Genomic DNA, 24,403 nt, shown 5'->3' on the forward strand with positions numbered 1-24,403 from the left:
TTTCACACACAAATCAGGCGCAGCGTACTGCCGCCCGGCAGTCGCGTTTGCCTGCGATATGAAACAGCTCTGGTTCATTCCGCCGCGATCTTCTCGGCCTTGCGTGCCTGCGCCTGCGCCGAAAGCTCGGCCATCAGCTGCGAGGCCCGCGCAATCGGGTTGGTCAGGTAGAAATCCTTGACCGCGTTTCGGAAGGTCGCCGTGCCCAACGGGCCGGCATCCAGCGGCTGAACTTCATTTTCGACCACCTGATCGATCTGGGCCAGGTGCGGAACCGCTTCGACAAGCGCGGTGCGCAGTTGCGCCAGCGAGTCGTAGGGCATAGTTGCGCCCAACTCAGCCGACAAGGCCCGCAGGATCGCCCAGTTCTCTTTCGCCTCACCGGGCGCGAACCCGGCGCGCATGGCCAGTTGCGGGCGGCCTTCGGTGTTCACGAACAGGCCGTTTTCCTCGGTATAAGCGGCACCCGGCAGGATCACGTCGGCGCGATGCGCGCCGCGATCACCATGGCTGCCCTGATAGATCACGAAGGCGCCCTCACCGATCTCGACCTCGTCCGCGCCGAGGTTGTAGATCACGTCCGCCGCTGAAACGGCATCCATGCCACTTTCGTTGGTCGCATCCACATCCATCGCACCTACGCGCGAGGCGGCGGTATGCAGAACGATCAGACCGCTTTCCGTGTTTGCAGCAATGGTTTGTGCGGCGGCCAGAACGGCGGCGCCGTCCGCCTCTTGCAACGCACCTTGGCCAACAATGACCAGCGAGCGTTTGCCCTTGATCGTATCGTCGCCACCCATGTCCACGACCTTTTGCAGCGCCGTGCGGTCATCACCCACATGGTGATACTCATAGGTCAGGTCCACAGCGGGACCTACCAGTGCAACCTCGGCCCCGTGCGCCCAGGCCCTGCGGATCCGGGCGTTCAGAACCGGAGCCTCGTCACGCGGGTTTGTGCCGATCAGCAGAATGCGTTCGGCAGCGTCAATATCCTCGATCGCCGCAGTCCCGGCATAGGCCGCACGATTGCCCGCAGGCAGTTTGGCCCCGTCGGTGCGGCATTCAACAACACCACCCTGCCCTTCGATCATCTGTTTCAGAGCAAACGCAGCCTCGACCGGAGCCAGATCACCGACGATCCCAGCCGGTTTCTCGGCCCCTTTCAGCGCCTCGGCGGCCTTGGTCAGCGCCTCAGACCAAGAGGCCGGGCGCAGCTTGCCGTTCTCGCGCACATAAGGCTTGTCCAGACGCTGACGGCGCAGGCCGTCCCAGACGAAGCGGGTTTTATCGCTGATCCATTCTTCGTTCACGCCATCATGGTTGCGCGGCAGGAAACGCATCACTTCGCGCCCCTTGGTATCGACGCGGATGTTCGAACCCAGAGCGTCCATCACGTCGACGCTTTCGGTCTTGGTCAGTTCCCACGGACGCGCGGTAAAGGCGTACGGCTTCGACGTCAGCGCCCCGACCGGGCACAGATCGATAATGTTGCCCTGCAGGTTCGAATTCAGCGTCTGGTTCAGGTACGAAGTGATCTCGGCATCCTCACCACGCCCGGTCTGGCCCATCTGGGTGATCCCGGCGACTTCGGTGGTGAAGCGTACGCAGCGGGTACAACTGATGCAGCGCGTCATCGCGGTGCCGACCAGCGGTCCAAGATCCAGATCATCCACCGCCCGCTTGGCTTCCTTGAAGCGCGTGCCCGACAGACCATAAGCCATCGCCTGATCCTGCAGATCACACTCACCACCCTGATCGCAGATCGGGCAATCCAGCGGGTGGTTGATCAGCAGGAACTCCATCACCCCTTCGCGGGCCTTCTTGACCATGGGCGAGTTCGTCTTGACCACCGGCGGCTGTCCTTCCGGCCCCGGGCGCAGATCGCGCACCTGCATCGCGCAGGAAGCCGCAGGTTTGGGCGGGCCGCCAACAACCTCGACCAGACACATCCGGCAGTTTCCGGCAATCGACAGGCGCTCGTGATAGCAGAAGCGCGGCACTTCGACTCCGGCCTGTTCACAGGCCTGGATCAGGGTCATCGCACCATCGACTTCGATATCCTGCCCGTCGATATTGATCTTGCGGAGGTCAGACATTCTCTAGTTCGCCCTCAAATACACGCCAATGGCGCTGTTTCTTTCGATTTCCGTCTGCCCCAGTGAGCAGAAGGACTTGGGGTTGTCATAAGACACACCGTTCTGGGACAGATACGCCTCGCCCTTGGCGCGCATCCGGTCCTTTTCGGAATCCGAGTCCACATAGGCGCGGATTTCCTGATCCGAGTACCCCAGTTTGTTCGCTTTGGATCGCAATCCCCACATCACTCCGATCGCTTTCATCCGGCGCCCGCTGATCGACGGGCAGTACTCCGAAATCTCGTTTGCGATGGCGATGTAGTAGAGTTCGTTGTCGATCTCTTTGACATCCCTCAAAGGCGGCTTGGCCTCTGCCACTATCGGGAAGGTTAATACTGAAATCAGAGCAACTGCCTTCGCGCCGAGCGTGATCCTTCCGTTCGGTATGGAAGGTCCACAACGATGTTTTCTCCGGGCGCTAAGCAATAGCTGCCCGGTCAATCCGCCGCGATATGCAAAACCCTGCTTCATGGTCTCTGGCAGGTTCCTGCAAATGTCAGTTTGTCATCCGCGATGCGCAGATTCTGGGGTTCCGTATCAGGTCCGACTTTCCAGGCGATTCTGGACGATCCGAAGTTCTGAATACAGAACTTGGTACCTTCATAACGGCCGGCTTCGAGCGCTCCGTCCAACGACGCGGAAACACCTTTCACGGTCACGGTGAACTCGGCCGGCATGGCCTTTTTGTTTACCGCTTTCGCCTTGGCCCGGAAGGATTTGCCATCGAACGTGACCCGGTCATCCGGAGGTTTGACGAGGCCGCATGCCGTCACAAGCGACAAAGCCGCAACCGCCACTGTCAGCATCGATGCAGCCCTTAGCTTGCGGGTCGTATTTTCGCGTGCACCTGTCGACATCAGAACGCCGCCACCAATGCCATGAGACCGGTAAGGAACATGCAGGCCCATGCCACGACGTACAGCACGGAACGCAAACCGCTGTTGGGTTTGCCGACGCCGCGAATATGGACGAACAACATGACCAGTCTGGCAACCAACGCCACCGATGCAAAAAGGTTGACCCAGAACGGGCTGACACCCATCAATATTGCGGCCACTGTAACAGCCAGAAACGCAGGCAGCGTCTCGGTACCATTCAGATAGGCCCGGTTCAGGCGGTAAGCCTTGTCCGAATAATCCTGATCCGGTGTCGCCCCCGGAGCCAGCCCTTTTCCCTGTTTGGCCAGCGCGGTGAACGGTGACAGAAACAGAACAACCAGGGTGAAAATCACCAATGCGGCGATTGCGTGGGAATATTCGGCATAGATTTCCATTGAGTTCACTCCGCAGCCATCGCACCCATGCGGCCCGATTTCTGAGCCTTGATGCGATCCTCGATTTCTTCACGGAAGTTGCGGATCAGGCCCTGGATCGGCCAGGCCGCCGCGTCGCCAAGGGCGCAGATCGTGTGACCTTCGACCTGTTTGGTCACGTCGAACAGCATATCGATCTCTTCCAGTTCCGCCTCGCCTCGGACCAGGCGGTCCATGACGCGCATCATCCAGCCGGTACCTTCGCGGCAGGGCGTGCACTGACCGCAGCTTTCGTGCTTGTAAAACTTTGACAGACGCCAGATCGCCTTGATGATGTCGGTGGACTTGTCCATCACAATCACGGCCGCCGTGCCCAGGCCAGATCCCAGATCGTTGCGCAGGTGATCGAAATCCATGATCGCATCGCGCATGTTCTCACCGCGCACACAGGGAACGGACGAACCGCCCGGGATCACCGCCAGAAGATTGTTCCAGCCGCCGCGAATGCCGCCGCAATGGGTTTCGATCAGCTGTTCGAACGGGATCGACATGGCCTCTTCAACCACGCAGGGGTTGTTCACATGGCCAGAGATCGCAAACAGCTTGGTGCCTGCGTTGTTCTGGCGGCCGAAGCCCGCGAACCAGTCGGCCCCACGGCGCAGTATCGTCGGCACCACAGCAATCGATTCCACGTTGTTCACCGTGGTCGGACAGCCGTAAAGACCCGCACCTGCCGGGAACGGAGGTTTCATCCGCGGCATACCCTTCTTGCCCTCAAGGCTTTCGATCAGGGCGGTTTCTTCACCGCAGATATAGGCGCCGGCACCGTGATGCAGGAACAAGTCGAAATCCCAGCCCGAACCAGCGGCGTTCTTTCCCAGCAAGCCAGCGTCATAGGCCTCATCAATCGCCGCCTGCAAAGCCTCACGCTCGCGGATATATTCGCCACGCAGGTAGATGTAGCAGGTGTGCGCGTTCATTGCGAAGGACGCGATCAGGCAGCCTTCAATCAGCGTATGCGGATCGTGGCGCATGATCTCGCGGTCCTTGCATGTGCCGGGCTCGGATTCATCTGCGTTCACAACCAGATAGGCCGGGCGCCCATCGCTTTCCTTTGGCATGAACGACCATTTCAGACCGGTCGGAAAGCCCGCACCACCACGACCACGCAGGCCCGAGTCCTTCATGGTCTGGATGATCCAGTCGCGCCCCTTCTCGATCAGGCCAGCGGTGCCGTCCCAATGCCCCCGGGCTTGCGCGCCTTTCAGCGTGCGCTCATGCATCCCGTAGATGTTGGTAAAGATCCTGTCCTGATCCTTCAGCATCATTCGTTACCTTCAGCTTTCCTGACGCATGCGCCAGAGTTGAAAAATGTTCACGCCCGCATAGATGAATGCCGCCAACGCAGCAAAATCAAACAGCAGCGCGTGTCGCGCCGTCAATCCCAACGCGGGGCCGACAAACAAGTTCATGGCAAGCCAAATCGTCATCGTAACTGCGATGACGATACCGATATGTCGGCCCTTTCGGGCTATGGCCTGTTCTTTGTCCTTGTCCATCACACATTGATGCCCCGGATGGGCACCCGCTATCACTCTTCGTATGTGCCGTCTTTCTTGGCACGTTTCGCAAACTCGGTTTCTTCACCAGCCGCCAGCTTGCCCGCCTGCTCGATCCAGCCATCCCGTTCGATCCGGCCCTTGAACTTCAAACGCGCGTCGACCCAAGCCACCTGATCAGGTGTCCAGGCGGCGATCTGGTCAAAGTGGTAGAAACCCAGCTCGTTCAGCGTTTGCTCCAGCTTCGGCCCAACGCCTTTCAGCAGCTTGAGATCATCTGCCTTGCCATCCCGCGCAGCCGACAGCGTTTCAGGCGCATTTTCCTTGGCCTTCGCCTCAGCCGCTTGTTTCACTGCAGGCTTAGCCGGCGCAGGTGCTTTGGGAGGGTTGGGAGCCGCCTTGGTCGCAGCAGCCTTGCCATCCTTGCCCAGCCAGGGCGTCAGGATCGGCACTTCGGTTCCGTCGATCCGCTTGACTGTATCACCCAGATCCGTCGCCAATGCGACGCTGGCGTTATACTGCGTTCGGCCACTGTCATACTCGGTCAGGCTGGTCAGCCCTTTCAGCGGTTCCGCCGCATAGCGCCCGTTCTGCGGACCCGGCGTCGGAACCTTGCCCGCCGCCAGATCGTCAATGATCTGGCCAAAGCTCTCGGCGGTCAGATCCTCATAGTAATCCTTACCGATCTGCGCCATCGGAGCATTGGTGCAGGAGCCGAGGCATTCGACCTCTTCCCAGCTCAGCTTGCCATCGGCGGACAGTTCATGCGGCTTGGCGGCGATCTTTTCTTTGCAGACCGCAATCAGATCCTCGGCGCCACAAATCATGCAGGACGTGGTGCCGCAAACCTGAATATGCGCCACAGATCCAACCGGTTGCAGCTGGAACATGAAGTAGAAAGACGCAACCTCAAGCACACGAATATAGGCCATACCCAGCATATCGGCGACGGATTCAATCGCCGGACGGCTCAGCCAGCCCTCTTGTTCCTGCGCACGCCACAGCAACGGGATCACCGCGCTGGCCTGACGCCCCTCGGGGTACTTTGTGATCTGCGCTTCGGCCCATTGCTGGTTCGCAGCAGTGAAGGCAAAGCTTTCGGGTTGTTCGGGGTGAAGACGGCGGAGCATTAGCGGTCAATCTCTCCAAATACGACGTCCATAGTGCCAATGATGGCGGCGACGTCGGCCAGTTGATGGCCCTTGGCGACGTGGTCCATGGCTTGCAGATGCAGGAACCCCGGTGCGCGCAGTTTGGCGCGGTAGGGTTTGTTGGTGCCGTCGGCGACCAGATAGACGCCGAACTCGCCCTTGGGGGCCTCGACTGCAGCGTAGACCTCACCGGCGGGGACGTGGAAACCTTCGGTATACAGTTTGAAGTGATGGATCAGGCTTTCCATCGAGGTCTTCATGTCCGAGCGTTTCGGCGGGGTGATCTTGCCGCGCGCCAGAACATCGCCGGGGCAATCACGGATTTTCGAGATGGCCTGACGGATGATGTGCAGCGACTGGCGCATCTCTTCCATGCGGCAGAGATAACGGTCATAGCAGTCGCCGTTCTTGCCAACGGGGATCTGGAATTCGAACTCGTCATAGCACTCATAGGGCTGCGCGCGGCGCAAATCCCAAGCGAGGCCCGATCCGCGCACCATCACGCCCGAGAAACCGTATTTCTGGATGTCATCCTCGGTCACCACACCAATATCGGCGTTGCGCTGTTTGAAGATGCGATTTTCGGTCAGCAGGCCGTCAATGTCATCGAGAACTGAGGGGAACTCATGGCTCCACGCTTCGATATCGTCCAGCAATTCCGGCGGCAGATCCTGATGTACACCGCCGGGGCGGAAATAGGCGGCGTGCAGACGCGCACCACAGGCACGCTCATAGAACACCATCAGCTTTTCGCGCTCTTCAAAGCCCCACAGCGGCGGGGTCAGCGCGCCAACATCCATCGCCTGCGTGGTCACGTTCAGCAGGTGGTTCAGGATGCGCCCGATCTCGGAATACAGAACCCGGATCAGCGAGCCGCGACGTGGCACTTCCACACCGGTCAGCTTTTCGATGGCCAGACACCAGGCGTGCTCCTGGTTCATCGGGGCCACATAGTCCAGACGGTCGAAATACGGCAGGTTCTGCAGATACGTCCGGCTTTCCATCAGCTTTTCGGTGCCACGGTGCAGCAGGCCGATATGCGGGTCGCAGCGTTCGACGATCTCGCCGTCGAGCTCAAGCACCAAACGCAGAACTCCGTGCGCCGCAGGGTGTTGCGGGCCGAAGTTGATGTTGAAGTTGCGGATCTTTTGTTCTCCGCTCAGCGCGTCCGTGCTGCCGTCATCGTATCTTGAGCCGTCCATCAACGCCCTCGTTTCTTCTTTTTCGCCTCAGCCCGGACCCGGACCTTTTCGGCTTCGGCCGCTTTCGCCGCGGCCCCTGCAAGCAAGACGCCCAAGGCGCCCAAAACGATCAGTTCGCCCATCATGTCAGCGTCGCTCCATCTCTTGCAGCTTCATGGCCATCATCCACAAAAGGACAATGACCACTGGCGAAATCACGCAAGCGAACGCCCAGTTCTTGTTGATCCCGAAATGCGGCAACAGCTTGGTCATCGGAATGACCGTTGCAACCACCACGATAATCCAGATCAAGAACTCCATGATTACGTCTCCTGTTTTTCGTCCCCTGGCAGAATGTAGTTCGCACCTTCCCATGGGGACATGAAATCGAATTGACGATATTCCTGAACCAGCGACACGGGTTCGTAGACCACGCGCTTCTGCGCTTCGTCATAGCGGACTTCTGTATAGCCAGTGGTCGGGAAATCCTTGCGCAGCGGATAGCCGCGGAAGCCATAATCGGTCAGGATGCGCCGCAGGTCCGGATGGCCCGAGAACAGTATGCCGAACATGTCGAACACCTCACGCTCGAACCAGTTGGCCGAGGGGTGAACGCCCACGATCGAGGGCACCATGTCTTCCTCGCGGATCGAGACCCGCAGGCGGATGCGCTGATTCTGGTACATCGACAGGAAGTGGTACACCACGTCGAAGCGCTTGGCCCGTTCCGGATAGTCCACGCCGGTGATGTCCACCAGCGTCGAAAACTTGCAGTTCGGATCGGACGTCAGGAATTCGACAAATTCCACAAGGTTCGACGGGGCCACATCAACGTTCAGCTCGCCGTGGGTGACATCCCAGGACAAAACGCAATCAGCCCGTTTCAGCTCTAACTGCGTGCCGAGTTCCTTGAGTGCTTCGCTCATCAGCTCACTCCTCAGCGTACGATGGTGCCGGTGCGGCGGATTTTGCGCTGCAACTGCATCAGACCGTAAAGCAGGGCCTCAGCCGTCGGAGGGCAGCCCGGTACGTAGATGTCCACAGGAACAATCCGGTCACAGCCGCGAACAACAGAATAGGAATAGTGATAGTACCCACCGCCATTGGCGCAGGACCCCATCGAGATCACGTAACGTGGTTCCGGCATCTGGTCATACACCTTGCGCAGCGCCGGTGCCATCTTGTTGGTCAGCGTCCCCGCGACGATCATCACGTCGGACTGACGCGGAGAAGCGCGCGGAGCAATGCCAAACCGTTCGGCATCGTAGCGCGGCATCGAGGTGTGCATCATCTCAACCGCGCAGCAGGCCAGACCGAATGTCATCCAGTGCAGCGACCCGGTACGCGCCCAGTTGATGATGTCTTCGCTCGAGGTCAGCAGGAAGCCCTTGTCCTGCAGCTCGGCATTGAGGGCCTGGGTGGCGACTTCCTTGTCGACGCCGGCGGTGTTTGCGCCCGTCATCACTCCCATTCCAGGGCCCCCTTCTTCCATTCATAGGCAAAGCCGATCGTCAGCACCGCCAGGAATACCATCATGGACCAGAAACCCACATCGCTGATGTCGCGGAAGCCCACGGCCCACGGAAACAGGAAGGCGATTTCCAGATCGAAGATGATGAAGAGAATCGAGACCAGATAGAATCGGACGTCGAATTTCATCCGCGCATCGTCGAAGGCATTGAAGCCACATTCATATGCGCTGACTTTTTCAGGATCAGGATTGCGAACAGCAAGCACCACAGCCGCAAGAATAAGGACGATTCCAAGGCCTACGGCGACGGCCAGAAACACCAGGATCGGGAGATACTCCCGCAACAGCTCTTCCACGAGTGGCTCCTTTCCTGCGCGTCCGGTCCCGGGCGCGCCGTCAATTGGCGTGTTGACTGGACATTCTCTATCCGCGCGGGGTCAGAGGGTCAACCAAGCACAGGCGGCGAATGCCGTATTAATCTGCATGCCTGACCCCGATACACCGCCCGGATTTCGCTTTATCCAACAAACGGGAAGATGCTGCTAAACCTTACTATTCCATGCAGGTTTTCGTTTCTCGAAGAACGCACTGATTCCCTCTTGCGCCTCTTGTGTTTCCCACCTTTGGACAAGGGCGTTGATCGTGTGATCAATCACGGCATCGTCGATTTTCGGGCCCAACGCCTGAACAAGGCTTTTGGCGGACGCGACAGCCCCGGGCGCGCAGGACAGATAAGGTTCCACATGGGCTTCCACCGCGTCCTCCAGACCTTCGGCGGGCACAGTCTCAGCCAGCAGCCCAAGATCCACAGCCTCGCTCGCATCAAACAGGCGCGCGGACATGAAGACACGGCGCGCTCGCGCTTCGCCCATGCGAGCAACGACGTATGGCCCGATCGTTGCCGGGATCAGACCTAGGCGGGTTTCCGTCAGGCCCATCTTCAGGCTGTTCACACCGATCGCAATATCGCAGACGGCCGCCATGCCCACACCGCCCCCGAACGCGTTGCCCTGCAAGGCGCCAATCAACGGCTTGGGCAGGGTATTCAGGGCGTTCAGCATTTCGGCCAGCTTGCGTGCTTCGGTGAACCGTGTGGCGGGATCCGCTGCCATCTGGTCCTGCATCCAACCAAGGTCGCCCCCGGCGCAAAAGCTCTTTCCTGCCCCGGTCAGAACAACCAAGCGCACGTTTTCATCCTTGCCCAGCGCCGCTGCCGCGCTGGTCAGTTCCGCAATCATTTGCGCCGACATGGCGTTGTGCTTTTCGGGGCGGTTCAGGGTCAACCTGGCGACACCACGCTGATAAACTGCAATATCGATCGTTTCAAACATCGTTTTTCTCCTGTGGGTCTTCACGGATCGCAGCCGCCAACAAGGTCGCCGCCTCGGCCGGATCTGTCTGCGCTGTGTCGATCCTGATATCGGGATTTGGAAACGGGTCGTATCTGCGCATCTCAACAGCCTGCCATGTCGGCGGTGACCAATTGCGCAACTCGACCACGCGCTTTTCGACACGTTTTCGATGTTCGGTCTTGTCTGAGCACCAGAATTCCACATCAAGATGCCGCGCCCGGGCTCTCTCCGAAACACTGCGCCAAGCGTTTCGCGTCAGGCTGATCGGGTTCACACAATCGGCTATCACATCAAACCCCTGCTGCAAGGCACCAGTGGCAACGGCTTGTGCTGCGACATAGCCGCCATCTGCAAGATCATCGACCTTCATATGCGACGACCGCATGGCGGTTTCGATCTGATCAATCCAAAGCCACAACGCACCTGTCCGCTCCGCAACCATTCGGGCAATTGTCGTTTTGCCAACACCCGGCAAACCGGACAGACACATCAAAACCGGCACTCAAGTGCCCCGCATCGAACGGGCCATCTCTGCCGCTTCCTGCAGGATCGCGGCGTCCAGTCCCGTGTCATAGCCCAACCGTTCAAGATGCGCCGCAACCGCCTCGGTCGCCACGTTCCCCGCCGCCCCCGGCGCGTATGGGCAGCCGCCCAAACCGCCGACCGCCGCATCGAAGACACGCACCCCGAGTGCCAGAGCGGCATCGATATTATCCATCGCCCGGCCATTCGTGTCATGAAAATGCCCCGCCAACCTTGTGACCGGCACCTGCTCGCGAACAGCAAGGATCATGCGCGCGATCTTGTCGGGCGTGCCCTGCCCGATGGTATCGCCCAATGAAATCTCATAGCAGCCGTGCGAAAACAGCACATCAGCCACTTCGGCGACTTTCTCCGGCGCTGTCGGTCCGTCATAGGGGCAGTCGGTCACGCAGGAAATATACCCGCGCACCGGCAAGTCGATATGGCGCGCTTCCTCCAGAATCGGCTCGAACCGCGCGATGGATTCCGCAATAGACGCATTAATGTTTGCCTTCGAAAACCCTTCGGATGCCGACGCGAATATGGCGATTTCGTCCGCATGTGCGGCAATAGCGTCCTCATAGCCGCGCATATTCGGCGTCAAGGCAGCGTAGCGAACGCCAGCCGCGCGGGTAATGCCTGCCAAAACCGCTGCACTGTCTGCCATTTGCGGCACCCATTTCGGCGACACAAAACTCGCAACTTCGATGCGATTGAAGCCGGCATCGCTCAGGCGATTCACCAGCGCCACTTTCTCGGCCACGGGGATCTGGCGCTGTTCATTCTGCAGACCGTCCCGGGGCCCGACCTCAAAGATTTCGACTCTGTCACCCATTCCTGCGCCTCTCCTGTGTTGTTCCGATCAACGGCTGAACCTGCCCCGACAATGGCATGCGATGCATCACAGGGATAGGCTACTCCTCTTCCAGCCGAACAAGCGCGGCGCCGGCTTCGACCTGCGATCCGGGAGCGGCCAGAACTTCGGCAACGATGCCGTCACGTGCGGCCAGCAAGGCGTGCTCCATTTTCATAGCTTCCAGAATGGCCAAGCGGTCGCCCTCCGATACGGACTGACCAGCCTCGGCGAACACGGCCTTGACCAGACCGGGCATGGGCGCCTCGATCACGTTTGTGTTGCCGGATGCCGTCGTATCGCGATCAAGCGGATCGATTAGTTCAAACGCGTGGCCGTAATCGTCAAAAACCGTGATGACGGCTCCGTTGATGGCAACGCGAGGTATGGGCTGACCGTCCAGACGCCAGAGGCCATCGCGCCGCCGTGCCTCGATCTGTTTCTGGTTTACATACCACAGTTGCCGGTCACGCCCATCGACCTGCACATCCAGATCGATGACATCGCCCCGGTGCTGCAGGTGGACCGCACGACGCAGCGGCTCCCACAGCGTGAAACCGGTCTCGTCATCTGTGTTGACGAGACCCAGCGCCGCCATAGCGGCGGCCACGGAATGTCCGGCAGAGGGTTCAGTTTCCGAAGTCAGCCCCGGCAACTCCCGGCCAATCAACCCGGTATCGACGTCTCCTGCTGCAAATCCTGCATGCCGTGTCAGCGCGCCCAGAAATGCAAGGTTCGTGACCGTTCCAGCGACCTCGGTTTGCTGCAACGCCCGGTGCAATTGCTCCAGCGCCACCGATCGGGTTGGTCCATGTACGATGACTTTGGCAATCATCGGATCGTACCACGGGCTGATTATGTCACCGGCACGCACACCACTGTCGGCGCGGCAATCATCTGGAAACCGAAGATGAGAAAGCTGTCCGGTCGCGGGCAGAAACCCTTTTGGTACGTCTTCAGCGTAAAGCCGCGCCTCGAAGGCATGCCCGCTGATCGACAGTTGTTCCTGACCGGCGGGCAGCTTTTCCCCGGACGCGACCCGCAATTGCCATTCGACCAGATCAACGCCAGTGATCGCTTCGGTGACCGGATGCTCAACCTGCAAACGTGTGTTCATTTCCATGAACCAGAACCGGTCCGGGCGCAGCCCCTCCGAGGCATCGACAATAAACTCAACGGTGCCTGCGCCCTTGTAGCCGATCGCTTCGGCGGCCCGGACACCTGCCTGCCCCATCGCCTCGCGCATCTCGGACGTCATCCCAGGCGCTGGCGCTTCCTCGATGACCTTCTGATGGCGCCGCTGTAACGAGCAGTCCCTTTCGAACAAATGCACGGCATGGGTTCCGTCGCCGAACACCTGCACTTCGATATGGCGGGGTTTGGCGACGAATTTCTCGACCAGAACCGCGTCATTGCCAAACGCCGTCCTAGCCTCGCTGCGCGCGCTGTCCAGCGCGGCGTTGAAGTCCTGCGGCTTTTCGACTAGCCGCATGCCTTTGCCGCCGCCACCGGCAACCGCTTTGATCAGAACCGGGTAGCCAATCGCATCGGCCGCGCCGGCAAGGTGTTCCGGGTCCTGGTTTTCGCCGTGATAGCCGGGAACAACCGGCACACCGGCCTCCTCCATCAGAACCTTCGCGGCATCCTTCAATCCCATCTTGCGGATCGCATCGGCGGACGGTCCTATGAACGTCAGACCGGCAGCTTCGACTGCATCCACGAAATCGGGGTTTTCGGACAAGAACCCATAGCCGGGATGGATCGCTTGCACGCCGGTTTTTAACGCCGCCTCGATGATCACGTTCCCTTTAAGGTAGCTGTCCGCAGGGGCCGCGCCACCGATATGCACAGCCTCATCGGCCATCTGGACGTGCTTGGACCCGATATCGGCGTCCGAATAGACGGCAACGCAGGAAACGCCCAGCTTTTGCGCGGTTTCCATCACTCGGCAGGCAATCTCACCCCGGTTGGCAATCAGAATTTTAGTGAACACAAGCCCAGTTCCTCTCTGAACAAAAATCCCTCGACGAAGGATTTCTTCCCAAGAATTTTCGCAGAAACTTCTCTGCCATCACATCCTGAACACGCCGAAACGCGTCTCCTCGATCGGGGCATTCAACGCAGCGCTCAGCGAGAGGGCCAGCACATCGCGGCTTTTGCGCGGGTCGATGATGCCGTCGTCCCACAACCGCGCCGAGGCATAAAGCGGATGCGACTGCTCCTCGAACATGTCCAGCGTGGGCCGCTTGAACTCGGCCTCTTCTTCGGCCGACCATGTGCCGCCCTGCCGCTCGATCCCGTCGCGTTTGACGGTGGCCAGAACACCTGCGGCCTGCTCGCCACCCATGACCGAGATGCGCGAGTTCGGCCAGGTCCAAAGGAAGCGTGGCTGGTAGGCGCGGCCCGCCATGCCATAGTTCCCTGCCCCAAACGAGCCACCGACAAGCATCGTGATCTTCGGCACCGAGGTCGTCGCCACGGCAGTCACCATCTTGGCCCCGTGCCGTGCGATGCCTTCGTTCTCGTATTTCCGCCCGACCATGAAGCCGGTGATGTTTTGCAGGAAAACCAGAGGGATTTTGCGTTGTGAACAGAGTTCAACGAAATGCGCGCCCTTCTGGGCTGCCTCTGAAAACAGCACCCCGTTATTGGCGATGATCCCGACGGGGCAGCCTTTGACATGGGCGAACCCTGTCACCAGCGTTTCCCCGAACCGCGGTTTGAACTCGTCAAAGCGCGAGCCATCCACCAGCCGCGCGATTACCTCGCGAATGTCATAGGGCGTGCGCAGATCGGCGGGGACCACACCCAGAATCTCTTCAGGATCATAAGCGGGATCCTCCGGGTTCGCCCAATCCACGGTCTGCGGCTTGCGCAGGTTCAGCGATGCGACGGCCCGGCGCGCCAGCGCCAGCGCATGGGCATCATCCTCGGCCAAATAGTCGGCTACGCCGGAAAGGCGTGTATGAACGTCACCACCGCCCAGATCCTCGGAACTGACCACCTCGCCTGTTGCGGCCTTGACCAGAGGCGGCCCGGCCAGAAAGATCGTCCCTTGCTCCTTCACGATGATCGTTACGTCCGACATCGCAGGCACATAGGCGCCACCCGCCGTGCACGACCCCATGACCACCGCAATCTGAGGGATCCCCTTCGCGCTCATCCGCGCCTGATTGTAGAAGATGCGACCGAAGTGGTCGCGGTCGGGAAAGACCTCATCCTGATTGGGCAGGTTCGCGCCGCCACTGTCGACCAGATAGATGCAGGGCAGATGATTTTCCTCGGCGATCTCCTGCGCGCGAAGGTGTTTCTTGACCGTCATCGGGTAGTAGGTGCCGCCCTTCACCGTGGCATCGTTGCACACCACCATGACCTCGCGCCCCTGCACCCGGCCAATGCCCGCAATGGCCCCGGCAGACGGCGCAGCATCTCCATACATGCCATGGGCCGCCGTTGCGCCGATTTCAAGGAACGGAGAGCCCGGATCGAGCAAGTTCGCCACCCGGCGGCGCGGCAGCATCTTGCCCCGAGATTCATGCCGTGCACGGGACTTTTCACCGCCCCCCATACGGGCCGCTTCCGCAGCAGCGGAGATTTGTGCCAATGCCTCGAGATGAGCAGCGCGGTTTTGCTTGAAGCCCTCGGAGGTGGGCATGGCTTTGGATGTGAGTTTCATACCTTGACCTCTAATTTCAGCATTTGATTACTCAGCGGCATTGCAACAAAGAACACATAAATCAGAAAGGGAATGAACTTGGCGACGCCCGATGAAACGAAAGATGCAAATGACGTTATATTGTCTGCCAGCACATCTAGTATTCCCTGCGAAATTAGGAAGAAAATCGGGACAAACATCAAGATAAATGAAACCAAGAAAAAGCTCAGTGCGTTACCAAGCCTAACTCTTAGAACGCTGTTACATTTCGCGCATTTACCTGCGGGCAAATGGCCTTCAACAATATCAACACTCCCCGCAAGCATCCAAGACACCCATAGCGGAAGCGGTTCACAACAATTCGGGCACTTTAGGCCAGCCAGTCGTCGAAAAAGCCCAATCAATTGTTTGTTTCCTCTGCAGCCAAGTGCTTCAACTCTTTCCGAATAACCTTCCCCGTCACCGTCATCGGCAATTCTTCCAAAAACGCTACCTCGCGCGGATAGGAGTAATGCGCCAGACGGTCTTTGACCCAATCCTGCAACTCGGCCCCCGACGCCTCGGCGCCGGGTTTCAGCACGACATAAGCCTTGACGATCTCGGTCCGCAGCGGGTCAGGCTTGCCGACTACGCCCACGGTCGCTACCGCCGGATGGGTCAGCAGGCAGTCTTCGATCTCGGCGGGGCCAATGCGGTAGCCAGCCGAAGTGATCACGTCATCTTCGCGGCCGACAAAACGCAGGTATTCCCCCTCCCACACGCCGCGGTCGCCAGTGATAAGCCAATCGCCGCGAAACTTCTCGGTCGTGGCCTGGGGCCGGTTCCAGTACTCCAGCATCATTGAGGCCGACCCCTGCCTGATCGCTACGTCGCCTTCCTCGTCCGTCGGAACACCATACTCGTCAATCACCGCGACCTCATGCCCAGGCACCGGTTTGCCGATGCATCCGGGACGAACCGGATAGTCCTCGGCGCAGGAAGACACGACCATGTTGCATTCGGTCTGACCGTAGAATTCGTTGATGGTCAGGCCAAACGCCTTTTCCCCCCAGGCCAGCATTTCCGCGCCCAAAGGCTCTCCTCCCGAGGCGACAGAGCGCAGGCCGGGAATGTTCTGATCCGCCGCTTTCAGCATCCGCAGCGCGGTCGGCGGGAAGAAGACGTTCCGTACTCCACCCCGCGAAATCACGTCGGCGCACCCTTCGGGCGAAAACTTCTCAAGCCGCGCGGCAACCACCGGAATTCCCAATGCCAACCCCGGCATCAACACGTCGAACAGTCCGCCAATCCATGCCCAGTCCGCAGGTGTCCAAAGGCAATCACCGTCCCGCAGATGATTGTGGCTTATCGACACGCCCGGCAGATGGCCGGTCAACACCCGATGCCCGTGCAAAGCCCCTTTCGGAGTCCCTGTTGTACCAGACGTATAGATTAGAACCGCAGGGTCTTCGGGGCCCGTATCGGCAAAAGGCACCGGATCACCTGGTTCTCCGATCTGGTGTGCCAGCAAAGGTTCGGCCAGATCGCCCAGCAGCGCGGCCCCTACGGCGTCGGTCAGCACAATCCGAGCCCCGGAATCCCCGACCCGCGAGGACAGAGCATCGCGGCGGAACAGCTTGAACAGCGGCACTGAAATGGCACCGATTTTCCAGATTGCCAGATGTGCCGCAGCGCACCAGACAGACTGCCCCAGCAACACACCAACCCTGTCCCCGGTCCGCACCCGGCGCAACAGCGCCCGCGCCAAACCGTCCGCCAGAGCGCTGAGTTGCCCGTATGTCACGGATGAGGTTTCTTCTCCGGTCAGATCCAGCAACGCCAATTTGTCCGGGGCCTGCGCCAAGCACTGCCGGGCCATGTTCAATTGCGCCGGACAATCCCAGCTGTGATCGGCGCGCAAACCCGGTATGACCTCAGTGGGACGCATGGGTTTTTTCCATTGTTTTACTGCGCTTTACCGCCGCTACCTCATTTGGCATTTCGACACGGATTTGACTCAGATCAGAGTCCGCCAGCCTTTGATCCGGCACCACAGCCTTATCAACATAACCAAAGGCATGAATATGACCAAGAAACTCGCCGCTTTGACCTTGTCTACTGCACTGGTTGCGCTGGCCGCGCCGGCTTTTGCACAATCGCAAGGGGACTGGACCGTGGGTATCGGTGTCGGCTACCTCGACCCGAAATCCGACAATGGCACTCTGGCCACACTGGATGCCGAAGTCGGGTCCAGCACCCGCCCGATCTTTACCGCCGAGTACTTCGTCCGCGACAATCTTGGTATTGAACTTCTGGCCGCAACCCCGTTCAGCCACACCATCGCGCTGGGTGGCATTGATGCCGCCAGCACCAAGCAATTGCCGCCGACCCTGTCCCTTAACTATCACTTCCCGACCAACAGCGCCTGGAAGCCCTATGTTGGTGCCGGTCTGAACTACACGATCTTCTTTGACGAAAAGTCCGCCTTGGGCGATCTCGACATCGACAATTCCCTTGGCGTCTCGCTGCAGGCCGGACTGGACTACATGGTCACCGAACAAGGCTCGGTGCGGCTGAACGTGCGCTGGTTCGACATCGACTCGGACGTCACGCTGGATGGCGCCAAAATCGGCAAAGCCGAAATCGATCCGTGGCTGGTCGGTGTGTCCTACGTCCATCGCTTCTGATCCGTTCGCAATCCCGCCCCGCTGGTCCATTGGCCTGCGGGGCGAATTATCTCAGAGCATCTTGTTCATCATTTCGCGCCCGATCAGCATCCGACGGATTTCGCTGGTCCCGGCACCAATCTCCATCAGCTTTGCATCCCGGAAGATGCGGCTGACCGCAGCGTCGGACAGGAACCCGGCCCCGCCCATTGCCTGCACCGCCTGATGAGCCTGCGTCATGGCCTGCTCCGACGCATAGAGGCAGCAAGCCGCCGCGTCCTGACGGGTCACGTCGCCCCGGTCACAGGCCTTTGCGACCTCGTAGATATAAGCTCTGGCCGAGTTCATCGCGGTGTACATATCGGCGATCTTGCCCTGCATCAGCTGAAAGGTACCGATTGGTTTGCCAAACTGCTTGCGCTCGGCCAGATAAGGCATGACCTCATCCAGACAGGCCGCCATGATACCGGTTCCAATCCCCGCAAGAACGACGCGTTCGTAATCCAACCCGGACATCAGCACCGCAACGCCTTTGCCCTCCTCGCCCAGAACATTCTCGAAGGGCACTTCGACATCTTCGAAGATCAGTTCGGCGGTATTCGACCCGCGCATCCCCAGCTTGTCGAAATGGGGTGAGGTCGAAAACCCGGTCATCTCCTTTTCGATCAGAAAGGCGGTGATGCCCTTGGACCCTGCATCCGGGTCGGTCTTGGCGTAGACAACCAGCGTATCGGCATCCGGGCCGTTGGTGATCCAGTATTTGTTGCCATTCAGCCGATAATGATCGTTCCGTTTCTCGGCCCGCAGCTTCATCGACACAACATCGGATCCGGCCGAAGGCTCGGACATCGCCAACGCGCCGACATGCTCACCGGAAATCAGGCGTGGCAGGTATTTCTGTTTCTGCTCGGCGTTGCCGTTCAGCTTGATCTGGTTCACACACAGGTTCGAATGGGCGCCGTAAGACAAAGATACCGAAGCGGACGCGCGGGCGATTTCCTCGACCGCGACCGTGTGCGCCAGATAGGACATTCCGGCTCCGCCGTATTCCTCGGGCACGGTAATGCCCAGCAGGCCCAGTTCCCCCATTTCCGTCCACAGATTATTCGGAAACGCGTTCAAGGAATCAATCTCGGCGGCCATCGGTTTGACCCGCTCCTGCGCCCAGCGATGCACCATATCGCGCAGGGCATTCACATCTTCGCCCAGATCAAATTGCATTGTTGCGGTGAACATCCGGGGCCTCCCTTGCCGGTTTAATGAACACTTGTTCAATAACGACATACCAGCTTGCATCCGGCCGGTCAACGTTACGGTTTCACGATCTGCCAAAACGAAAAAACCGCCGCCTGTTGGCAGGCGGCGGTTTGTTTGAGAAATCGAGCGTGCGCCGCAGGCGCACTCAATCGGATTGCGCCTGATAGACTGCACCGACTTCGGATCGGATAATCCGTGCAATGACGCGACAGTCTTCAAGGGAAAACGTCAAAGGCACCCGCATGTCCATGATGCCATCCAGGATACGGTCACTCGCTGGCATCCGGGTGCTTTCCGCATAGCGCCAGCTGTCATAGCGCGAGGTAAAACCGGCCGGTTCCGCCCCGCCAAACCACTTCAGTTCCACCCCTCGCGCGGCACAGCGAGCAATGACCTCTGCGATGCGGTCAGGGGGCCAGTCCAGCAGCAGAAACTGGATCGAAGACCCGACATAGGTCTCGGCCTCAGGGCGTTCGACAATCGTCAACCCGGGCGTTTGGCGCAAACCTGCCTCAACTTCTCTGTAACGTTCGTTCCAGCGCTGCACCTGACGGTCGAGATCCCGCAGTTGCGGGCGCAGAATCGCGGCCCGCAGATTATCCATGCGGCCAGAAACGTTAGGCGTGGTGTATTTGATGCGCTCGAAAACCTCCGGCCCCGGGGCGGCCAAGTGCCGTTCATACAGCATGTAGGATCCTGACAGCATCGTGGCCTTGGCGGCCAGTTCCTCATCATTGGTGATCAGCAGCCCGCCTTCACCGGAATTGACATGCTTGTAGGTCTGACAGGAATAGCACCCGATGGCGCCCTGACGGCCCGACAATTGCCCCCGCCATGCCGCGCCCATCGTGTGGGCGCAGTCCTCGATCACCGTGACACCGGCCGCATCACACATCTGCATCAGCCGGTCCATGTCGCACAGATGTCCGCGCATATGGCTTAGCATCAGAACGCGTGCCTGACCCAACTTTCCTTCCAGATCGTCCAGATCGATCGTCAGGCTTTCCGTCACCCCGACAAACACCGGGCGGGCACCGACCGAGGCGATTGACCCCGGCACCGGAGCCAGCGTGAAGGCATTCGTCAGAACCGGATCACCCGGCTGAACCCCGACGGCCCGTAAGGCGGTCGCCAGCGCATACCCCCCCGAGGACACGGCGAGACAGTATTTCGCGCCGGTCTGCGCGGCAAATTCCTGTTCCAGCAATGCAGTCTCGCCCAGTTCCCCGGGCACCACGTTATAGCGATGCAGCCGACCGTGCCGGAGGACGGCCAGTGCGGCTTCGATTGCGTCTTCGGGGATGGGTTCCTGCTGCGTGAAGCTGCCAGAGAATGTTTCGGTCATGTGCCTGTTCTGATCCTGCAAAAGGTTCCGGTCAAGAGCTTACGCCGTCACGCCAATCAGGTCATTCACGACGTCGGGCAGATCATTGTAATGATGCAGCAGGGCGTCCGGTTCCAACGCGGCCATATCTTCGCCGGAAGGCCCGAACGTCACCAGGACCGACGGCACCCCGGCGGCGCGTGCCGTGTTGTGGTCGGTATCCGAGTCTCCAATCAGAACGCACTGGTCGGGGTGCCCTCCGGCGCGGCGCGCGGCCTCGCGTAGGGGTTCAGGATCGGGCTTTCGCACCGCCAGCGTATCGGCCCCAACCAGCGAGGCGAAACGATCCCGCACCCCAAGACGCGTCAAAAGCAGATCGGCCAGAGCCTCGGGTTTGTTGGTGCAGATACCCACACCGTACCCTGTGGTTTTCAACGTATCGACTGCCTCAAGCGCGCCGGGGTAGAATTTGGTGTGGATGTCAATGGCTTCCGAATAGGCCTCGAGCAGAATTGGATAATACGCCAGCACTGTTGCCTCGTCATACGCTCCGACCCGTTTCAGCCCGTGGCTCAGCATCATGCGTCCGCCACGCAAGGCAACACCGGCGTCCTGTTCCCGCGTCAGAACATCGCCGTGCCCCATTTCACGAAAACAATGATTTGCCGCCGCCAGTAAATCGCCTGAAGTATCCGCCAAAGTGCCGTCCAGATCGAAGATCACCGTACGCATTTTGCCTCCTTGCTCGGCAGAAACCCGCCATGAGATGTTGCAAACGGCAATCTAGTTTGATGGGCGAACCGCTTGCGCCTTTGAAACCAGCGGATAAAACGGACGACAACAAAACACAAAGAGAAAACGATTTCATGACCACTGCCCTTGTCATCCTCGCCGCCGGAAAAGGCACCAGGATGAATTCGGAGATACCAAAAGTTCTGCATCCCATCGCGCAGGCCCCGATGCTGGTTCACGCCATGCGCGCCGGCGCAATTCTGTCCCCCGAACGCACTGTCATCGTCACCGGGCACGGGTCCGAGGCGGTCGCCAAAGCCGCGCGGGCCGAGGATGAAGACGTGCATATCGCCATGCAGGAGGAGCAACTGGGTACCGCCCACGCGGTCGCGCAGGCACGCGGCGCGTTGGACGGGTTTTCCGGCGACATCGTGGTTCTGTATGGCGACACACCCTTTCTGCAACCGGACACTCTGGAACGGATGGTAGCCGCGCGGGCCGAGAACGATCTGGTCATTCTGGGGTTCGAGGCGGCCGATCCCGCCCGTTATGGCCGACTGGTCATGAAGGGCGACACACTGGAACGGATCGTTGAATTCAAGGACGCCTCCGAGGAGGAGCGCGCGATCACCTTCTGCAATTCGGGCCTTTTGGCCTGCGATGCTCAGACCCTGTTCTCGCTGATCGACGCGGTCGGGAATGGCAATGCATCCGGCGAGTACTACCTTACCGATGTTGTTGAAATCGCAGGAAATCGCGGACTGAAAGTCACTGCTGTTGCCTGTGATGAGGCCCAGACACTGGGCGTCAATTCCCGCGCCGATCTGGCGGCGGCGGATGCCGTTTTTCAAACCCGCGCTCGTGCAGAACTGATGGATCTGGGCGTCACGCTGATGGACCCGCAGACCGTGTACCTGGCTGCTGACACAGTGATCGGGCGCGATACCGTGATTGAACCAAATGTGGTTTTTGGCCCCGGCGTTACCGTGGAAAGCGGCGCAACGATCCGCGCCTTTTCGCATCTTGAAGGGTGCCATGTCAGCCGCGGTGCCATCGTCGGCCCCTATGCCCGCCTGCGTCCAGGCGCCGAATTGGCCGAAGATGCGCGGATCGGTAATTTCGTCGAAATCAAGAATGCAGAAATCGGTGAAGGTGCCAAGGTCAATCACCTCAGCTATGTCGGCGATGCCTCGGTCGGGGCCAGAACCAATATCGGCGCCGGAACCATCACCTGCAACTATGACGGCGTCATGAAGCACCGCACGACGATTGGTGACGGTGTCTTCATCGGCTCCAACACCATGTTGGTGGCACCGGTCACGCTGGGCGACGGCGCAATGACGGCGACCGGCACGGTGGTCACTAGGAATGTCGATCCCGACGCACTGGCCGTGGCTCGTTCACGCCAGGAAAACAAACCGGGTTATGCGCGTAAATTGTTTGAAATGTTAACGGCGAAGAAGGCTCGCCGCGACAAAGGAGCCTAAATTATGTGTGGTATTGTTGGCGTACTGGGACAGCACGAAGCCGCCCCGATTCTGGTCGAGGCGCTGAAGCGGCTGGAATATCGCGGTTATGACAGTGCGGGGATTGCAACGGTCAACAACGGCGCACTGGGGCGTCGGCGGGCCGTGGGCAAGCTGGTCAACCTAAGCGATCTGCTGGTGCACGACCCCTTGCCCGGAAAATCGGGTATCGGCCACACCCGCTGGGCCACGCATGGCGCGCCTTCGGTCACCAACGCCCACCCGCACAGGGCGGGCCCGGTGGCCGTTGTCCATAACGGCATCGTCGAAAACTACCGCGAATTGCGTGCTGAGCTGGCAGAAAACGGGATCGATTTCCAGACTGAAACCGATACTGAAACCGTCGCCCTGATGACCGAACACTACATGAAAACCGGTCTGAACGCGGTTCAAGCCGCCTTTAAAACGATCGACCGGCTGGAAGGTGCCTTTGCCCTGGCATTCCTGTTCGACGGAGAGGATGACCTGATCATTGCCGCCCGCAAAGGCTCTCCGCTGGCGATTGGTCATGGCGATGGCGAGATGTTCGTTGGCTCGGACGCCATTGCGCTGGCCCCGCTGACAGACAGGATCACATATCTCGAGGAAGGCGACCGCGCCGTCCTGACCCGCACGTCGCTGGAAATCCGCAATGAAAAGGGTGACCTAGCCAACCGGGAAACGCGCCGGATCAAACTGGATCACACCCGAACCGACAAGGGCGGACACAAACATTATATGGCAAAGGAAATCGCCGAACAGCCGGTCGTGGTGGCCGAGGCGATCCGGTCCTATCTGCCGACCGGTGGCGACCGGGTCGTGTTGCCCGATGCGGATCTGGATTTCACGAAACTGGATCGGTTGACCATGGTGGCCTGCGGCACAGCCTTCTATGCCTGCCTGACCGCAAAATACTGGTTCGAACAACTGGCCAAAATGCCGGTCGAAGTCGATATCGCCAGCGAGTTCCGCTACCGCGAGCCACCGATCACTGATCGCACACTGGCCCTGTTCGTCAGTCAGTCAGGCGAAACGGCCGACACATTGGCCGCGCTGCGCTATTGCGAGGGCAAGGCGGACAAGATCGTTTCGGTCGTCAATGTCCCCGAAAGCTCGATTGCCCGCGAAAGTGACATCGCCCTGCCGATCCACGCCGGCGTGGAAATCGGCGTGGCATCGACGAAGGCGTTCACGTGTCAGTTGAGCGTGTTGCTGATGCTTGCGCTCAAGGCTGCCGCCGACCGGCGCACGCTTAGCGACGAAGAACTGGCCGATCACGCCGCAGCTCTGCGCGGTCTGCCCACAATCCTGAACGCGGCGCTGGATCAAAGCCACGCCATCCGCAAATCCGCCCAGCGCCTGTCCGAGGCGCGCGATGTGTTGTTTCTGGGCCGGGGGCTGATGTATCCACTGGCCATGGAGGGGGCGCTGAAGCTCAAGGAAATCAGCTATATCCATGCGGAAGGTTATGCCTCGGGTGAATTGAAACACGGGCCCATCGCCCTGATCGACAAGCATATGCCGGTGGTTGTCATGGCCCCGCGCGACGCCGTTTTCGACAAGACGGTTTCGAACATGCAGGAGGTCATGGCACGCAAGGGCAAGGTCATTCTCATCTCGGACGATGACGGCATTACCGACGCGGAAGACGGCGTCTGGAACACGATCCGCATGCCGCATGTCCATACAAGCCTGGCGCCAATCCTGTATTCGGTGCCGGCCCAGTTGCTGGCCTATCACACCGCTGTCGCAAAGGGCACTGATGTGGATCAGCCGCGCAACCTGGCCAAATCCGTAACGGTGGAGTGA

The 24,403-nt window shown here is 59.7% G+C and carries 26 protein-coding genes; 3 read left to right on the forward strand and 23 right to left on the reverse strand.

The annotated features are described in order from the left end of the window. Positions 1 to 74: 74 nt before the first annotated feature. From nuoG to ACR0J2_RS07640, 20 genes are all read right to left on the reverse strand, one after another. Complete coding sequence (gene nuoG / locus ACR0J2_RS07545; protein WP_480812180.1) at positions 75 to 2,096, reverse strand: NADH-quinone oxidoreductase subunit NuoG; 2,022 nt, start codon at positions 2,094 to 2,096, stop codon at positions 75 to 77. Between the two features lie 3 nt (positions 2,097 to 2,099). Then, complete coding sequence (locus tag ACR0J2_RS07550; RefSeq protein ID WP_480441352.1) at positions 2,100 to 2,453, reverse strand: DUF5333 domain-containing protein; 354 nt, start codon at positions 2,451 to 2,453, stop codon at positions 2,100 to 2,102. A gap of 149 nt (positions 2,454 to 2,602) precedes the next feature. Beyond that, a complete protein-coding gene (locus ACR0J2_RS07555; RefSeq protein ID WP_480812181.1) occupies positions 2,603 to 2,992 on the reverse strand; it encodes a hypothetical protein in 390 nt (129 codons plus the stop codon). After that, positions 2,992 to 3,408, reverse strand: coding sequence for an MAPEG family protein (locus ACR0J2_RS07560; RefSeq protein WP_170806545.1), 417 nt, complete (start codon positions 3,406 to 3,408; stop codon positions 2,992 to 2,994). The genes ACR0J2_RS07555 and ACR0J2_RS07560 overlap by 1 nt, the downstream gene beginning before the upstream one ends. Before the next feature lie 5 nt (positions 3,409 to 3,413). Beyond that, positions 3,414 to 4,712, reverse strand: coding sequence for an NADH-quinone oxidoreductase subunit NuoF (gene nuoF, locus ACR0J2_RS07565; RefSeq protein WP_170806703.1), 1,299 nt, complete (start codon positions 4,710 to 4,712; stop codon positions 3,414 to 3,416). Between the two features lie 12 nt (positions 4,713 to 4,724). Beyond that, positions 4,725 to 4,946 (reverse strand): DUF5337 domain-containing protein, encoded by a 222-nt coding sequence (locus tag ACR0J2_RS07570; protein ID WP_170615364.1) that lies wholly within the window; start codon positions 4,944 to 4,946, stop codon positions 4,725 to 4,727. Positions 4,947 to 4,978: 32 nt separating this feature from the next. Then, complete coding sequence (nuoE, locus tag ACR0J2_RS07575) at positions 4,979 to 6,076, reverse strand: NADH-quinone oxidoreductase subunit NuoE (RefSeq protein WP_480812182.1); 1,098 nt, start codon at positions 6,074 to 6,076, stop codon at positions 4,979 to 4,981. Further along, the gene (locus ACR0J2_RS07580; RefSeq protein ID WP_170806549.1) at positions 6,076 to 7,299 is read right to left on the reverse strand and encodes an NADH-quinone oxidoreductase subunit D; all 1,224 of its coding nucleotides are present in this window, start codon (positions 7,297 to 7,299) and stop codon (positions 6,076 to 6,078) included. Before ACR0J2_RS07580 ends, nuoE begins: the two co-directional genes overlap by 1 nt. Next, positions 7,299 to 7,424 (reverse strand): hypothetical protein, encoded by a 126-nt coding sequence (locus ACR0J2_RS07585; RefSeq protein ID WP_475159136.1) that lies wholly within the window; start codon positions 7,422 to 7,424, stop codon positions 7,299 to 7,301. The genes ACR0J2_RS07580 and ACR0J2_RS07585 overlap by 1 nt, the downstream gene beginning before the upstream one ends. 1 nt (position 7,425) lies before the next feature. After that, positions 7,426 to 7,599, reverse strand: a complete 174-nt coding sequence (locus tag ACR0J2_RS07590) for a hypothetical protein (protein WP_170615358.1) — start codon at positions 7,597 to 7,599, stop codon at positions 7,426 to 7,428. A 2-nt stretch (positions 7,600 to 7,601) separates the two neighbouring features. Then, on the reverse strand, positions 7,602 to 8,204 hold the full coding sequence (locus tag ACR0J2_RS07595) for an NADH-quinone oxidoreductase subunit C (protein WP_480812183.1): 603 nt from the start codon (positions 8,202 to 8,204) through the stop codon (positions 7,602 to 7,604). Between the two features lie 11 nt (positions 8,205 to 8,215). After that, entirely contained in the window at positions 8,216 to 8,749 is a 534-nt protein-coding gene (locus ACR0J2_RS07600) for a NuoB/complex I 20 kDa subunit family protein (protein ID WP_170615354.1), read from the reverse strand. Then, positions 8,740 to 9,105 carry an NADH-quinone oxidoreductase subunit A gene (locus ACR0J2_RS07605; protein WP_170615352.1) on the reverse strand — a complete coding sequence of 122 codons (366 nt, stop codon included), beginning with the start codon at positions 9,103 to 9,105 and terminating at the stop codon, positions 8,740 to 8,742. The genes ACR0J2_RS07600 and ACR0J2_RS07605 overlap by 10 nt, the downstream gene beginning before the upstream one ends. Positions 9,106 to 9,291: 186 nt before the next feature. After that, on the reverse strand, positions 9,292 to 10,080 hold the full coding sequence (locus ACR0J2_RS07610; protein ID WP_480812184.1) for a crotonase/enoyl-CoA hydratase family protein: 789 nt from the start codon (positions 10,078 to 10,080) through the stop codon (positions 9,292 to 9,294). Beyond that, positions 10,073 to 10,603, reverse strand: a complete 531-nt coding sequence (locus ACR0J2_RS07615) for a P-loop nucleotide/nucleoside kinase family protein (protein ID WP_480812185.1) — start codon at positions 10,601 to 10,603, stop codon at positions 10,073 to 10,075. The genes ACR0J2_RS07610 and ACR0J2_RS07615 overlap by 8 nt, the downstream gene beginning before the upstream one ends. After that, a complete protein-coding gene (locus ACR0J2_RS07620) occupies positions 10,604 to 11,458 on the reverse strand; it encodes a hydroxymethylglutaryl-CoA lyase (protein WP_480812186.1) in 855 nt (284 codons plus the stop codon). A gap of 79 nt (positions 11,459 to 11,537) precedes the next feature. Then, entirely contained in the window at positions 11,538 to 13,469 is a 1,932-nt protein-coding gene (locus tag ACR0J2_RS07625; RefSeq protein ID WP_480812187.1) for an acetyl/propionyl/methylcrotonyl-CoA carboxylase subunit alpha, read from the reverse strand. A gap of 78 nt (positions 13,470 to 13,547) precedes the next feature. Further along, on the reverse strand, positions 13,548 to 15,152 hold the full coding sequence (locus ACR0J2_RS07630; RefSeq protein WP_480812188.1) for a carboxyl transferase domain-containing protein: 1,605 nt from the start codon (positions 15,150 to 15,152) through the stop codon (positions 13,548 to 13,550). Beyond that, positions 15,149 to 15,457, reverse strand: coding sequence for a hypothetical protein (locus ACR0J2_RS07635; RefSeq protein WP_480812189.1), 309 nt, complete (start codon positions 15,455 to 15,457; stop codon positions 15,149 to 15,151). Before ACR0J2_RS07635 ends, ACR0J2_RS07630 begins: the two co-directional genes overlap by 4 nt. A 74-nt stretch (positions 15,458 to 15,531) precedes the next feature. Further along, positions 15,532 to 17,058, reverse strand: coding sequence for an AMP-binding protein (locus ACR0J2_RS07640; protein WP_480812190.1), 1,527 nt, complete (start codon positions 17,056 to 17,058; stop codon positions 15,532 to 15,534). A gap of 136 nt (positions 17,059 to 17,194) precedes the next feature. Here ACR0J2_RS07640 and ACR0J2_RS07645 point away from each other — a divergent pair, with 136 nt between their 5' ends. Beyond that, entirely contained in the window at positions 17,195 to 17,797 is a 603-nt protein-coding gene (locus ACR0J2_RS07645; protein ID WP_480812390.1) for an OmpW/AlkL family protein, read from the forward strand. 51 nt (positions 17,798 to 17,848) lie between these two features. Here ACR0J2_RS07645 and ACR0J2_RS07650 read toward each other — a convergent pair whose 3' ends face one another. The 3 genes from ACR0J2_RS07650 to ACR0J2_RS07660 all read right to left on the reverse strand — a co-directional run bounded on the left by ACR0J2_RS07650 (position 17,849) and on the right by ACR0J2_RS07660 (position 21,089). After that, entirely contained in the window at positions 17,849 to 19,012 is a 1,164-nt protein-coding gene (locus ACR0J2_RS07650) for an isovaleryl-CoA dehydrogenase (RefSeq protein WP_480812191.1), read from the reverse strand. 166 nt (positions 19,013 to 19,178) lie between these two features. Then, complete coding sequence (locus tag ACR0J2_RS07655; RefSeq protein ID WP_480812192.1) at positions 19,179 to 20,378, reverse strand: DegT/DnrJ/EryC1/StrS family aminotransferase; 1,200 nt, start codon at positions 20,376 to 20,378, stop codon at positions 19,179 to 19,181. Between the two features lie 39 nt (positions 20,379 to 20,417). After that, complete coding sequence (locus ACR0J2_RS07660; RefSeq protein ID WP_480812193.1) at positions 20,418 to 21,089, reverse strand: HAD-IA family hydrolase; 672 nt, start codon at positions 21,087 to 21,089, stop codon at positions 20,418 to 20,420. A gap of 134 nt (positions 21,090 to 21,223) precedes the next feature. On the opposite strand from ACR0J2_RS07660, the gene glmU reads away from it, so the two are divergent. Continuing rightward, positions 21,224 to 22,576, forward strand: a complete 1,353-nt coding sequence (gene glmU / locus ACR0J2_RS07665) for a bifunctional UDP-N-acetylglucosamine diphosphorylase/glucosamine-1-phosphate N-acetyltransferase GlmU (RefSeq protein ID WP_480812194.1) — start codon at positions 21,224 to 21,226, stop codon at positions 22,574 to 22,576. A 3-nt stretch (positions 22,577 to 22,579) separates the two neighbouring features. Continuing rightward, positions 22,580 to 24,403: a glutamine--fructose-6-phosphate transaminase (isomerizing) gene (glmS, locus tag ACR0J2_RS07670; protein WP_480812195.1), complete on the forward strand. Its 1,824-nt coding sequence runs from the start codon at positions 22,580 to 22,582 to the stop codon at positions 24,401 to 24,403.

It is taken from the genome of Ruegeria sp. CG4 (genome assembly GCF_056537185.1).